This window comes from Vibrio sp. RC2502 (assembly GCF_054850435.1).
Genome location: NZ_CM141453.1, coordinates 2,657,060 through 2,670,529, shown reverse-complemented (window position 1 = coordinate 2,670,529; position 13,470 = coordinate 2,657,060). Strand labels below are relative to the sequence as shown.

Annotated in this window: 10 protein-coding genes; 3 read left to right on the top strand and 7 right to left on the bottom strand. The window is 47.1% G+C overall.

All coding sequences use genetic code 11. The annotated features are described in order from the left end of the window. Positions 1-42: 42 nt before the first annotated feature. The 7 genes from panC to sfsA form a co-directional block, all read right to left on the bottom strand. Entirely contained in the window at positions 43-948 is a 906-nt protein-coding gene (gene panC, locus ACYJZR_RS12340; RefSeq protein ID WP_138938303.1) for a pantoate--beta-alanine ligase, read from the bottom strand. 11 nt (positions 949-959) lie between these two features. Continuing rightward, positions 960-1,754 carry a 3-methyl-2-oxobutanoate hydroxymethyltransferase gene (gene panB / locus ACYJZR_RS12335; protein WP_005454450.1) on the bottom strand — a complete coding sequence of 265 codons (795 nt, stop codon included), beginning with the start codon at positions 1,752-1,754 and terminating at the stop codon, positions 960-962. A 24-nt stretch (positions 1,755-1,778) separates the two neighbouring features. After that, complete coding sequence (gene folK, locus ACYJZR_RS12330) at positions 1,779-2,264, bottom strand: 2-amino-4-hydroxy-6-hydroxymethyldihydropteridine diphosphokinase (protein ID WP_005494002.1); 486 nt, start codon at positions 2,262-2,264, stop codon at positions 1,779-1,781. After that, entirely contained in the window at positions 2,261-3,628 is a 1,368-nt protein-coding gene (gene pcnB / locus ACYJZR_RS12325; protein ID WP_015297242.1) for a polynucleotide adenylyltransferase PcnB, read from the bottom strand. The genes folK and pcnB overlap by 4 nt, the downstream gene beginning before the upstream one ends. A gap of 81 nt (positions 3,629-3,709) precedes the next feature. Then, complete coding sequence (gene gluQRS / locus ACYJZR_RS12320) at positions 3,710-4,594, bottom strand: tRNA glutamyl-Q(34) synthetase GluQRS (protein ID WP_021450009.1); 885 nt, start codon at positions 4,592-4,594, stop codon at positions 3,710-3,712. Positions 4,595-4,786: 192 nt separating this feature from the next. Then, positions 4,787-5,233 carry an RNA polymerase-binding protein DksA gene (dksA, locus tag ACYJZR_RS12315; RefSeq protein WP_005490361.1) on the bottom strand — a complete coding sequence of 149 codons (447 nt, stop codon included), beginning with the start codon at positions 5,231-5,233 and terminating at the stop codon, positions 4,787-4,789. A gap of 136 nt (positions 5,234-5,369) precedes the next feature. Further along, on the bottom strand, positions 5,370-6,086 hold the full coding sequence (sfsA, locus tag ACYJZR_RS12310) for a DNA/RNA nuclease SfsA (protein WP_017447689.1): 717 nt from the start codon (positions 6,084-6,086) through the stop codon (positions 5,370-5,372). 66 nt (positions 6,087-6,152) lie between these two features. On the opposite strand from sfsA, the gene hrpB reads away from it, so the two are divergent. The 3 genes from hrpB (at position 6,153) to ACYJZR_RS12295 (ending at position 13,389) form a co-directional block, all read left to right on the top strand. Next, a complete protein-coding gene (hrpB, locus tag ACYJZR_RS12305) occupies positions 6,153-8,621 on the top strand; it encodes an ATP-dependent helicase HrpB (RefSeq protein ID WP_274000868.1) in 2,469 nt (822 codons plus the stop codon). Then, positions 8,614-10,986 (top strand): penicillin-binding protein 1B, encoded by a 2,373-nt coding sequence (mrcB, locus tag ACYJZR_RS12300; protein ID WP_025500566.1) that lies wholly within the window; start codon positions 8,614-8,616, stop codon positions 10,984-10,986. Before hrpB ends, mrcB begins: the two co-directional genes overlap by 8 nt. 87 nt (positions 10,987-11,073) lie before the next feature. Next, positions 11,074-13,389, top strand: a complete 2,316-nt coding sequence (locus ACYJZR_RS12295) for a patatin-like phospholipase family protein (RefSeq protein ID WP_406966124.1) — start codon at positions 11,074-11,076, stop codon at positions 13,387-13,389. Positions 13,390-13,470 lie beyond the last annotated feature (81 nt).

The following is a 13,470-nucleotide window of genomic DNA, read 5'->3' as shown; positions in this document are numbered from 1 at the left end:
AAGGTCGACACAAGGTCGACCTTTTTCTTTTGAGCGTTTGGCTTATTCGGCGTTTGCTGTGGTGCCATCATTAGATTCTGTTTCATCTTTCGATTCCACAACCATATCAACGGTTTGGTTGTCGATAAGACGAGCTTGACCTAAGAATGCCGACATCAGAATTACAGCTTGTGTCGTTTCTGGTGTGATCACTTGCAGAGTACGAGCATCACGAATGAAGATCTCATCAGGCTGAAGACCGGCAGCGCGTAGCTGATCATTTGCATCTTCAATGATGGATGCGTAATCATCGCGGCCACCACGAATGGCACTGCTGATCCAACGCATTGTACGAGCAAGCACTGGCGCACGTTGACGTTCATCCAATGTCAGCAGGCCATTACGTGAACTCATTGCTAAACCGTCCATCTCTCGTACGGTTGGTACACCAATGATTTCAATATCCATTGCTAGGTCATCAACCATCTTGCGGATAACAGCAAGTTGTTGGAAGTCCTTCTCGCCGAAGCATGCTACATCCGGTTGTACGATGTTAAATAGCTTATTCACAATGGTCGTCACGCCACGGAAGTGACCTGGGCGAGACGCGCCTTCTAGAATCGTTGAGAGGCCAGGAACATCGACGAAGGTTTGCTTATCCAGACCTTCTGGGTAGATGATTTCTGGAGTTGGCGTGAATACCACATCGACGCCTTCTGCCGTCAACTTGCTTAAGTCTTCTTCAAGCGTACGTGGGTAGTTATTTAAATCGTCTGCACGATCAAATTGCATCGGGTTTACAAAGATGCTTACGACAACGATATCAGCGTATTCGCGTGCTTTACGCACTAAAGTTAAGTGACCTTCGTGAAGGTTGCCCATTGTAGGGACGAAGGCAATTTTACGACCTTCACGTTTAAAGGTTTTAAGGTGTTCACGAACTGCTGAGATTTCCGCAAAAGTTTGCATGCTTTTATCCTCTAGGCAATGGTATGAGCGTCGTCTGGGAATACACCGTTTGCTACATCTTCAATGTATTTTGCAACGGCTTTGCGCATATCACCTGTTTCAGCAAGGAAGTTTTTGGAGAATTTAGGCATGTAGTTGGCAGAGATGCCGAACATATCATGCATTACAAGAATCTGACCATCCGTTACGTTACCCGCACCGATACCGATGACTGGCACGTCGAGTACTTTAGTAATGCGCTCTGCCAGTTCTGCAGGCACACATTCTAGTAGGACGATTTGAGCGCCTGCTTCTTGTAGCGCTAACGCATCTTTTACCATGCGATCCGCTTTTTCTTGATCGCGACCTTGGATTTTGTAACCACCAAAAATGTTAACAGACTGAGGGGTTAAGCCAAGGTGAGCACAGACTGGCACTGCGCGTTCAGTAAGCATCTTAACGGTATCAACTAGCCAGTCGCCACCTTCGATTTTTACCATGTTTGCGCCTGCGCGCATCAATTTTGCCGCGTTCTCACACGCTTGCTCTGGTGTTGCGTAGCTCATGAATGGCATATCGGCCATTAGCAAGCAATTTGGGCTGCCAGCACGCACACAGCGAGTGTGGTACACGATGTCGTCTACCGTTACTGGTAGCGTATCGTTTTCACCTTGCAATACCATACCAAGTGAATCACCAACTAAAAGAACGGGCATTTCTTGGCTTTCAAAAAGTTGTGCAAAGCTCGCATCGTAAGCGGTTGAAGTAGCAAATTTACGACCTTCTTGCTTCCACTTGATAAGGTCGTTGATGGTCATCTTTTTCATTGTTTTATCCTTACTAGGAGCTGGCTATGACTGCCAAATTCTGAGGCCGTTTCTATCTACTTGTTCCAGTAGTTCAGAGACCTCGGTCCCATCAGGGAGTTGTAAACTTGGTGCAATTTCCGCAAGAGGGTAGAGTACGAATTCGCGCTCTCGCATTCCGTAATGAGGAACAATAAGTCTTTCGGAATTAATCACCTCATTGCCGTAAAGAACGATATCAAGATCCAAGGTTCTTGGTCCCCAACGTTCGTCTTTTCGGACACGCCCTTGCTCTTGCTCAATTGCTTGAGTGCAATCAAGTAGCTCAAGAGGCGTCAAATTTGTTTTGATCGCCACAACCGCATTGATGTAATCCGGCTGATTTTGTGGCCCCATAGGCGTGCTGCTGTATAGCGAAGACGCTTGTACAAACTCAGAGTTTGGTAACGTTTTTAGAGCCTCAATCGCTTGCTGAGCTTGGCTGACAGGATCAGCCAAGTTACTGCCTACCGCAATGTACGCTGTGATCATGATTTCGGCTTACTCTTTTTCTTGCGAAAGGTTTTGCGGCGACGTTGGCCCGATTTTGGTGCTTGACCATCTAGGTCTGCGGCCATCGCTTGGCGCATTTCTCGGCCTGCATTTTGGAAAGTTTCCCACCACTTAGCAAGCTTCAGAGTGTCGCCACCCTCAATTTCACCGCGCATTTCAAGAAAATCAAAGCCAGCTCTAAATTTGTTGAGTTCCATTAGGCGGAACGCACGTTTGCCATTGCGTCGTGGAAGGCGCAATTGCAGCTGCCAAATCTCACGGATGGTCGCAGTATGGCGACGTGGAATTGCGATGGTGCGAACTTGATCATCAAGAATGATGTTGCTCGCTTCCATGATCGCGTCGTAATGACACAAGTTATGTTGATCCATGAGTTTGTCTGCTAGTGCACACAGCGGGTACCACAGCATCGCAGCAAACATAAATGCTGGGTTAATGCGCTTGCCATCTTCAATACGCATGTCTGTGGAATCCAACACAAGATCGAGCATTTGTTCAGTATGCGACGAGTAGTCTTCTGTGAAGTGCTCCGAAATGGCTGGGAACAGCTGTTGGAATAAGTTGTATTCACGTAGCAGGTGGTATGTCTCTAGACCATGGCCTGACTGCAAGAGTTTGAGTGACTCTTCGAAAAGACGAGCGGAAGGAATTTCACGCAGTAGCGGCGCCATCTCTTCGATTGGTGCTGCGGTGTCTTCTTCAATATCAAAGTCCAGTTTCACGGCAAAGCGAACCGCACGCAGCATGCGCACTGGGTCTTCACGGTAGCGTGTTTCTGGATCGCCAATCAGACGAATCAGACGATCTTCTAAATCTTCGATACCGCGCGCGTAGTCGTGGATCGAGTAATCAGCGATGTTGTAGTACATCGAGTTGATCGTAAAGTCACGGCGCTCAGCGTCTTCATCAATGGTGCCGTACACGTTATCGCGTAGCAGCATACCTTCTTTAGATTGCTGAGAGATGTTTTTGTTCTTTTGCTCTTGATGGTGACCGCGGAATGTCGCCACTTCGATGATGTCTCGGCCAAACATAATGTGTGCCAGACGGAAGCGTCGGCCAATCAAGCGGCAGTTTCTAAATAGCTGCTTGATCTGTTCTGGCGTTGCGTTGGTCGCAATATCAAAGTCTTTCGGTTTTTGTCCAAGCAGTAAGTCTCGAACCCCGCCACCCACAAGAAAAGCATCGAAACCAGCACCGTTTAGTCGGTACAGCACTTTCAGTGCGTTGTCACTGATCTGCTTACGCGAAATGTTGTGCTCTTCACGAGTTATTACATTGAGAGCGAGCTCTGGAACTGTGGCAGGTTCGCTTGGTGTATAGTCGTTTGTATTCATGTGCATCTGGCAATAACTGGGTTTAATCCAATCTTGCTTTGGTTAGTTATCTGCGCCTCTAGGGCTGATTTTGCGGCTAATGATAGCCTACACAGTGCCATTTGAGAATCGCGGTGTGATCTCGATCTCTGATGGCAGTTGTTCTAAGCGCCAATTTTCGCAGCCCCAACGAAGAATTTCGTTCATGCTGGCGGCTTTTATTTCTTCAGGCACATCAAAGCCTAAAAACGTCATGGCATGCAATAAAGCTGGCTTAGGGTTTTCGATATCAATAGCTGTCGCGTGATTTTGTTTCGACAATTTGTTGCCGTTGTCATCCATCGCCAATGGTAAATGCAAGTAGCTAACTTCAGGTTGTCCAAGGATTTGGTACAAACTGATTTGGCGTCCTGTTGGTTCAATCAGGTCTGCACCTCGAACCACTTCAGTAACCCCTTGGTCGATGTCGTCCAATACTACCGCAAGATTATAAGCAAATAATCCATCTCGACGTTTAATAATGAAATCTTCATTAACCAATTGCTCTGGAATCTCAATCATTCCATGTTTCTGATCGAGGAAGCGGGCGACGGGTTTGGTCATTTTTAGGCGAATCGCGCCTTCTTTCAAGTTTTTATCTCGGCAAGTTCCCGGATAAAAGCCACCGTGCTCTTTAATTTGCTTGCGAGTGCATTGGCAATAATAGGCGTCACCGTTGTCGAGCCAAGCGTCGATCTGTGCTTGGTAAAGGTCATGACGCTCGCTTTGATACACCACTTCTCCATCCCAATGCAACTGGTAAGCTTTAAGCGCTTCTAGAATCAGTTGCGAAGCGCCGGGCATTTCTCTTGGTGGATCAAGATCTTCAATGCGTACTAACCAAATTCCGTTGTTTGCTTTGGCTTGAAAATAACTGCCAAGCGCAGCAATCAATGAGCCAAAGTGTAATGGGCCAGAAGGGGATGGGGCAAATCGACCTACGTAGCGTGCCATGGGTGTATCTCGAATTTATTAGATGTACAGTTTAGTCATCGTAAGTAACGCTTCAGCTAGGTTTTGTAAACACGAAGTGGCAATAACGTTTTGCCTGCGGTGAGTGTTTGTGGTTCTGAGCGCTTACGTGACTGATATTAGCCAAAACAAAAAGGGAGCCTTAGCTCCCTTCAGTAATCAAATGCGTGGTGATTAACCTTGCATCTGCTTCTCTTTGATTTCTGCAAGTGTTTTACAGTCAATACAAAGGTCTGCAGTTGGACGTGCTTCAAGGCGACGAACGCCAATCTCAACGCCACAAGACTCACAGAAACCAAAATCATCTTCTTTGATTTTGTCTAATGTTTTTTCAATCTTCTTGATCAAACGGCGCTCACGGTCACGATTACGCAGTTCTAGGCTGAACTCTTCCTCTTGAGAGGCGCGGTCAACTGGATCTGGGAAGTTTGCTGCTTCGTCCTGCATGTGGTGAACGGTACGATCTACTTCAGCTCGTAGTTGGTCACGCCAAGCTGTTAAGATTTTCGTAAAGTGTTCAACCTGCGCTGGTGACATGTATTCTTCACCAGGCTTCTCCTGATATGGCTCCACGCCGGCAATGGCTAGGATGCCGATCGTTTTCTTCTTTGCTTCTGGCATACAGCATCTCCTACTTACACCTAGTCAACTGCTACGCAGTCAATTTAAGGCGGGTATCTATAGCAAAAAGAGGCGGTGCAAGCAAACACTGAATCGCAAAGTTGTCGTCAATGTGAAGACGACATCATTTTTTCTCTTAATTGATAAAATCAATAGCGGAAATTAGCTTCATTTCAGTATTGCTCAGTTCGGCTTTATAGCAGAGAACTTCTACTCCGGCGTCTTGTGCTTGTTTGAGTAATAGTGAATATTTCGCGTCTATATGGTGTGCCGCGGATACTTTTTCAATACCTGAATGTAAAACAGTGAATAAAAGTATGGCTCTACTTCCATTTTGTGCCATTTCTGTGAGCTCTCTCAGGTGCTTTTGACCACGAGTCGTGACGGCATCTGGGAAGTATCCTTGTCCAGCAGAGCCTGTCTCATCAAGAAGAGTGACGCTTTTCACTTCTATATAGCACTTTGGCTTGTCGCTTGCGCTGAGCAAGATATCAATTCGACTATTTTCATTGCCATATTTCACTTCAGTTTGAAGTGTGTCATATCCGCAAAGCTCTGAAATGACATTATTTTCAATAGCCTCAACGGCTAATTGGTTGGCGCGGGCAGTATTGATACAAATACGATGCCCTTGCGCGGTTTCACTTAGCTCCCAGCTGTTGGGGTATTTGCGTTTTGGGTTGTCGGACGTTGAAAACCAAACTTTATTACCGGGTGTCGCGCAACCTGTCATCGCACCGGTGTTCGCACAGTGGATGGTGCGCAGCTCACCATTATCAAATTCGATATCAGCAAGGAAGCGTTTGTAGCGTTTAAGTAGAGTGGCTGACTCTAAAGCGGGTTTGAATTGCATTTGCTTATTTAGACGGGAATGTTTTTATGTACAATGTTGCCACCATTACACCACAAGGTATTTCCTTTGTCACAATTGCCGATTGAAGCCGTGATGCCCCAGCTACTTACGGCGGTCAAACATCAACATCAGGTTATTTTAAAAGCCGCGCCTGGTGCGGGTAAATCGACGTACTTCCCTTTACAACTTATCCAGAACCAAGTGGTGACTGGGAAAGTCATCATGCTTGAACCAAGACGATTAGCCGCGCGCAATATCGCGAGATATTTGGCCGAGCAACTTGGCGAGCAAGTTGGCCAGCGAGTTGGGTATCGCGTTCGTGGCGAGACAAAGGTAAGTGCTTCTACTCAGTTAGAAATTGTGACTGAAGGAGTCATGACTCGCATGATCCAAAATGACCCTGAGCTAGATGGCGTCGATTTGCTGATTTTTGATGAGTTCCATGAGCGCAGTATTCATGCCGATACGGCTTTGGCGCTTAGCTTGGAAGTTCAAGAAGCATTGCGAGACGATCTTAAGCTGGTGGTGATGTCGGCAACGTTGGATCAAGAAGCGTTGCAATCTTTACTGCCGGAAGCTTGTTATATTGAATCAGAAGGGCGCAGCTTTGCTGTGGAAACTCGCTATGTTCCGCTTACTGCCAACGATCATCTTTCAACGGTAATGGCAAAAAATATAGAGAGTTTGATGAATAAAGAGTCAGGCTCTCTGCTTGCGTTTCTTCCCGGTGTGGCGGCCATTAAGCAAGTGCAAGGGCGTTTATCGCACTTACCGGACGATGTTGAAGTATGCCCGTTGTATGGTCAGTTGAGCTTTACTGAGCAACAGAAAGCCATCTCTCCTGCAGAAAAAGGTAAGCGCAAAGTCGTATTGGCAACCAACATTGCGGAAACCTCTCTGACAATTGAAGGCATTCGCCTTGTGGTGGATTCTGGTTTGGAGCGCGTTGCGCGTTTTGACTTGAAAAATGGCCTTACACGATTGGAGCAAACGCGTATAGCTCAATCGTCAGCCATCCAGCGAGCTGGTCGTGCTGGGCGAATTGAAGAGGGGATTTGCGTTCGCCTCTATTCAGAAAGCCAACTCAAGCAACAGCCACAAGTGCCACAACCTGAGATTTTGCATTCCGATCTTGCGAGCTTGGTAATGGAGCTGGCGTTTTGGGGGACGACCGATATTCATGAGCTAAAATGGCTCGATATTCCTTCTGCTGCCGCGCTGCAACAAGCTAAGCAGTTGTTGTTTTCATTAGGGCTTATTACCGAGCAAGGACAACTGACTGCGGAAGGAAAGCAGGCTCATGACTTGGGGGTAGAACCTCGCGCGGCAGCGATGTTAATTAAATCGCAATTCCACAGCGATAAGATGGTAAACGTCGCTTTGGCGGCGGTCGCCCTAATTGAAGAGCCAGAGCGTAATGTAACGAATATCGCACATAGCTTGCATCGTTGGTTGTCCGGTTCTCATCCGAAAAAATCGTTGTTATTGAAGCGCGCACAATCTCTTGCGCATAAACTCGATACCACGTTTAGCCTTAGAGAAGTGGATGAAGATGCATTACCGTTGGTGTTGAGCTTGGCGTTTCTCGACAGGATCGCTCAGCAACGCGCCAATCAATTTGGTCGCTTTGCACTAGCGAATGGTCATGGTGCAGAATGTCGTCCTGACGATATGTTAGGCGGCTGTGAGTACTTGGTCGCGATTGATCTGATGCGGTCTCATTCCAATTCGAGCCAAATACATTTAGCGTGTGAATTGGACGTCAATATATTGCAAACGACTTTTGATTCGCTATTTTCTACTAAAGAAGTAGTGGATTGGGATGAAAAGAAAGGGCGTTTAGTGGCCGAGAAACAACGAAAACTCGGTCAATTGGTGATTGAAAGGGTGTCATTACCTAATCCGGGTAAAGAAAAAATGACACAAGCTTTACTCACTTATGTCCGCCGTCAGGGCTTAAGCAGTCTAAACTGGACGCCGGCAGCGGAAAGCCTGCTTGAACGTATTCGCTGTGCGGTGGATTGGTTACCTGAGCAAGCATGGCCAATGTTTGATGAAGCCAGTTTGTTGGATTCATTAGAAGAATGGTTAGAACCGTACATGACGTCGGTCGCTTCGGTGAAAGATCTGAGCAAGATAAACTTGGTCGAAGCGCTTAATGCTCGATTAGGCTGGCCACTCAATCAACACTTGGATGAATGGTTGCCAGAACATTATCAGTTACCGACTGGGACTAAAAAGCGCATTCGCTATCAACATGGGCATGAGCCCGTATTGTCAGTGCGAATGCAAGAAGTGTTTGGGGAAAGTACGTCGCCAACGGTGGCCATTGGCCGCAAGCGTTTGGTGCTTGAACTACTTTCTCCCGCACAACGTCCACTGCAAGTGACGTCAGACTTGGCGGCTTTCTGGAATGGAAGCTACAAAGACGTTCAAAAAGAGATGAAAGGGCGCTACCCAAAACACGTTTGGCCAGATGACCCGGCAAACCACGTAGCGACAACGAAAACGAAAAGACAATTGAATAATGACTGACAGTAAGAAGCCAAGCGCTAAGAAAGCGCCTGCGAAGAAAAGTACAACCAGCAAAGGCACCACAAAACGCCCTCGTCGCACGCCGAGTAAAAAGCCAACCAACGAGAAACGTTCTTGGCTCAAAGTGTTGTGGTCTTTCAGCTGGAAAGCCGGCGTTGCTCTTGCCGCGGTGTTGCTGTTTGTTGGTATTTACCTAGATAGTGTGGTTAAAGAACGCTTTGATGGGCAGCTATTCGAATTGCCTACCGTTGTGTACGCGCGCATTTTGAACCTCAATCCAGGTGAAAATATTACCATTCAAGAGCTTCGCAACGAATTAGATGTACTGAACTACCGCAAGGTAAGTCAGCCTCGTTACCCTGGTGAGTATTCTTCTTCTTCGACTCGCGTTGAACTGATTCGCCGTCCTTTTGAATTTGCTGATGGCCCAGAACCGGATCGCCACGTCATGCTGCATTTCTCAGACAGCGGTTTACAGCGTATTCAATCTTTAGAGTCAAAAGGCGATCTAGGCTACTTGCGCCTTGAGCCAAAGATGCTGGGGATGCTTGAAAAAGATCGTGATGAGCAACGTCTGTTCTTACGTCGTGACCAATTCCCTGAAATTTTAGTTGATGCCTTGTTGGCGACAGAAGACCGAGACTTCTATCAGCATGATGGTGTTTCACCATTGGCTATTGCCCGTGCTTTAGTGGCGAACATCAAAGCGGGTCGCACCGTTCAAGGTGGCAGTACCTTAACGCAGCAGCTAGCGAAAAACTTATTTCTAACCCGTGATAAAACGCTGTGGCGTAAGGTGCGCGAAGCTTATATTGCGCTTATTCTTGATTACCGTTACAGCAAAGACCGCATTTTAGAAGCCTACCTCAATGAAGTGTATTTGGGTCAAAGTGGCGGCGAAGCGATCCACGGTTTTGGCTTAGCATCACGCTACTACTTTGGGCAGCCAATCCAAGAGTTGCGAATTGATCAACTTGCGATGCTGGTGGGCATGGTGAAAGGACCGTCGTACTACAATCCTGTTCGCTATCCTGAGCGCACCAAAGAGCGTCGAGACTTGGTGCTTCGATTGCTGATGCAACAAAACATGCTCACATCGCAGCAATATGAACAAGCTGTGAGTCGACCTCTTGATACACAAAGCAAACCACGTATTGCGAGCCGTCAGCCTGCATACTTCCAGCAATTGAATATCGAGCTGAAAGAGAAGGTCGGTGATCGCTTCAAGGCTGAAACTGGTCTGCGCGTGTTTACGTCTCTTGATCCTGTCTCCCAAAGTAAAATGGAGCAGGCGATCGCGAAGAAAATACCGGATTTAGCGAAGCGAGGCGGTAAAGAACTCGAAGCTGCTGCCGTGGCTGTTGATCGCCACAGTGGTGAAATTCGTGCCATGGTTGGTGGTAAACGCGTGGGTTATGAAGGCTTTAACCGTGCGCTTAATGCTAGTCGTCCAATTGGTTCGTTGGTCAAGCCGGCAATTTACCTGACCGCGCTTGAACAGCCAGACAAATACAATTTGGGGACGACGCTGCACGACACCCCTCTAAGTTTGAAAGGTAGCAAAGGCTCGGTATGGACTCCGCGTAACTACGACCGTAAATATCGTGGTGATGTGCCACTTTACCTTGCGCTTGCGAAGTCATTGAATGTACCAACGGTAAGGTTGGGGATGGAGCTTGGTATTCCTGAAGTATCTGGCACACTTGAACGCTTAGGCGTCAACAAAGATGAGATTCGTCCTGTGCCTTCTATGTTCTTGGGCTCGTTTTCATTGACGCCATTTGAAGTGGCGCAAATGTACCAAACACTGACTAACTCGGGTAAACGTGCTAAGTTGACCGCGCTTCGTTCCGTCATCGATATGGACGGTAACGTGCTTTATCAATCGTTGCCTCGCTCCTCTCGCGCGGTTGATGAACAAGCGGCTTGGCTAACGACTTACGCGATGAAACAAGGTGTCGCACAAGGTACGGGCCGCTACCTTCAAAGCCAATTCGCTTGGGCTGCGTTGGCGGGTAAAACGGGCACCAGTAACGATACTCGTGATAGCTGGTTTGTCGGGATTGATGGTCGTGAAGTGACGACCATTTGGCTAGGCCGTGATGACAACAAGCCAATCAACCTTACGGGGTCAAGCGGTGCATTGCGTGTTTACGCGGAATACTTGGCGCAGCGAATTCCTGAGCGTTTGGAGCTGCCTTGGCCTAAAGAAGTGACGACGCTTGGCTTTAAACCGACCTCCAACGGTGGTTTAGAGATGAATTGTCGCAGCGATTACAAACTTCCAGTATGGGATAAAACGGGTCAAATCAAACAACAGTGTGAGAAAAAATCTAACTGGTTGAATAGTTTGTTTGATTGGTAGGATCTCCAAATCAACAACATGGACTTGTTTCACTGGTCAATTCTTAGTACATATTAGTGATCAAGTATTCAGTAAAGGAAGAAGTGGATGTTCAAAACGCTGTCATCAAGCCCGATGTCGCGCTATTTCGCGTTGTGGGTAAGTTTGTTTTTGATAGCCACTCCTTCTGTTGCTCAAGTCAAAAATGAGGATACTCCGACTCGTCCTAAAGTCGCGGTTGTTCTCGCTGGTGGCGGCGCAAAAGGCGCTGCCCACATTGGTGTACTCAAGGCGCTAGAAGAAATGCACATTCCTGTCGATATCATCACAGGGACAAGCATGGGAGCTTATGTTGGCGGTTTGTACGCGACAGGCATGAGCGCCGATGAAATCGAAAGTTTTATCTATTCTGTTGATTGGAACAGTGGTTATCGTGATCGCGTCGATCGCAGTCAGCGTCGTGTTCGTGACAAAGAATATGAAGACCGCTATCAAATCACGACCGATCTTGGTTTACGGTTCGGCGAAGTTCGTGCACCAACTGGTGTGGTTCAAGGGCAAAACATGTTGCGTGTGTTGCGCGAGACCACAGGTAACCTCGGACGTTTTGAGTCCTTTGATGAGCTTGCCATTCCTTACCGTTCCGTCGCGACAGATATTTTAGAACTGGACGAAGTGGTGATCGGCAACGGTTACTTAGTTGATGCCATGATGGCCAGTATGTCTGTACCCGGCGCACTCCCTCCGTATAAGTTAAATGGCCACATGCTTGTTGATGGTGGCGTGGTCAACAACATGCCAGTGGATGTTGCGCGTGCGATGGGCGCGGATGTGGTTATCGCGGTAGACATCAGTACCGACTACAAAACCGAAGATGATTTTACTGGGCTGTTTACCGTTGCAGACCAACTCTCCAACTATCTGGTGCGTCGCAGTACCCAGCAGCAAGTCGAAACCCTGCAAGAACACGATGTTTACATTCGTCCCAATGTCGGCCAAATGGAAACCGTTGAGTTCGACAAAATGCCTTGGGCTTTTCAATCTGGTTATGACATCACCAAAGAAATGAAGTCGAAGCTAGCGGGACTGCGTTTATCAAACGCGGAGTATCAAAAGTACATCGACCATAAGCAGGAAGTTCGCAAAAAGCTCGTTTATGGTGACGATCGCGTAGTGGATGAGATTGTGATTGTAAACAATACCCACTATAGCGATGTTTTGTTGACCAACCGTTTGGAACTGGAAACTGGCCGTAAAATCGAAACGGCTGAAATCGAAAAAGCGGTAGAAAACCTCTATGCATTGGACCGATTTGAGTTAATTACTTATCACTTTGAAGAAGTCGATGGTTCGAATTTATTGGTGTTTGACGTTAACGAAAAATCTTGGGGCCCAAACTACCTCAACTTCCGTTTCTTCCTTGAAGATGACTTTGATACCGACAGCCAATACGGCATAGGGATGTCGACTAACTTTACCAACTTAAACTCTCACGGTGCTGAAATGGCACTCAACGTTGAGATGGGCACAGATAAGCTCATTGAGGCGGAGCTGTATTCTCCGGTCCTGTCGAGCCAAGAGTTTTTTGTTGCTGGTAAGGTGGCGTACAGCAGTGAAGGGCGAAACTTGCCAGTCAGTGATGATGACTCGAGTTTAAGTTCGGTGAACGATTTTTTGCCAGTGTCTTATACCGAGTTTGTTTCCGAGATAGCGATTGGCATTCAGCCTACGTTGTGGCAAGAGTTGAGATTGGGCGGTCGATACTCTTCGGGTAGCATTGAGTTATCGACATTGGCGTCTGTAGGCAATCTAGATTTTGAGCGAAGAGGCTTGTTTGCCAATTACCGCTTAGACACCCTCGATGATTTTGCTTTTCCTACGCGAGGTTTGTTGGTCGACCTAGAATATTTGGTTTCTCACGATACCAGCCCTGAAGAGATAGGTCAGTCCAAGCCTAAAGATATTGTGGAAGATACAGTGTATGAAATTGACGCTCGATTTAAGGGGGCAATGAGCTATCAGCGTCATACTTTAGTCGGACAAGCAGAATACAGCTTTGTGCAAAGTAAAAACTCGTCGATAACGCTGGACCCTCGTGAGTTAGGGGGCTTTTTGCATTTGTCAGGCATACCGAGAAACAGCTTGATTGGGCAAAACTTATTCTTCAGCAGTTTGGTATATCGCTACAAATGGTTCGACAATGATTTTGGATTGTTTGAAGCGCCAGTTTATGTAGGCGCGTCGCTAGAACATGGCGGTACATGGTCAGACAACGATCTGAAATTGAATGAAGCACCATTGTATAACGCCGCATCAATTTTCTTTGGTGTGGACTCGCCAATTGGACCTATTATGTTGGCATACGGTCGTACGGAGCAGGATATGGAAGCTGTGTATTTGATCGTAGGAACGTCGTTTAAATAATCGGGTTGTAGAAAGCAAAACCTTGGCATATTTGGTCAAAATTAGCAGGACTTTAGTCGTAAGTTGCTATGTTGGTCAAAA

Bases quoted from the DNA above. Each gene is read 5' to 3' on its own strand.
- panC (WP_138938303.1), bottom strand. From the start codon at position 948: ATGCAAACTTTTGCGGAAATCTCAGCAGTTCGTGAACACCTTAAAACC.
- panB (WP_005454450.1), bottom strand. From the start codon at position 1,754: ATGAAAAAGATGACCATCAACGACCTTATCAAGTGGAAGCAAGAAGGT.
- folK (WP_005494002.1), bottom strand. From the start codon at position 2,264: ATGATCACAGCGTACATTGCGGTAGGCAGTAACTTGGCTGATCCTGTC.
- pcnB (WP_015297242.1), bottom strand. From the start codon at position 3,628: ATGCACATGAATACAAACGACTATACACCAAGCGAACCTGCCACAGTT.
- gluQRS (WP_021450009.1), bottom strand. From the start codon at position 4,594: ATGGCACGCTACGTAGGTCGATTTGCCCCATCCCCTTCTGGCCCATTA.
- dksA (WP_005490361.1), bottom strand. From the start codon at position 5,233: ATGCCAGAAGCAAAGAAGAAAACGATCGGCATCCTAGCCATTGCCGGC.
- sfsA (WP_017447689.1), bottom strand. From the start codon at position 6,086: ATGCAATTCAAACCCGCTTTAGAGTCAGCCACTCTACTTAAACGCTAC.
- mrcB (WP_025500566.1), top strand. From the start codon at position 8,614: ATGACTGACAGTAAGAAGCCAAGCGCTAAGAAAGCGCCTGCGAAGAAA.
- ACYJZR_RS12295 (WP_406966124.1), top strand. From the start codon at position 11,074: ATGTTCAAAACGCTGTCATCAAGCCCGATGTCGCGCTATTTCGCGTTG.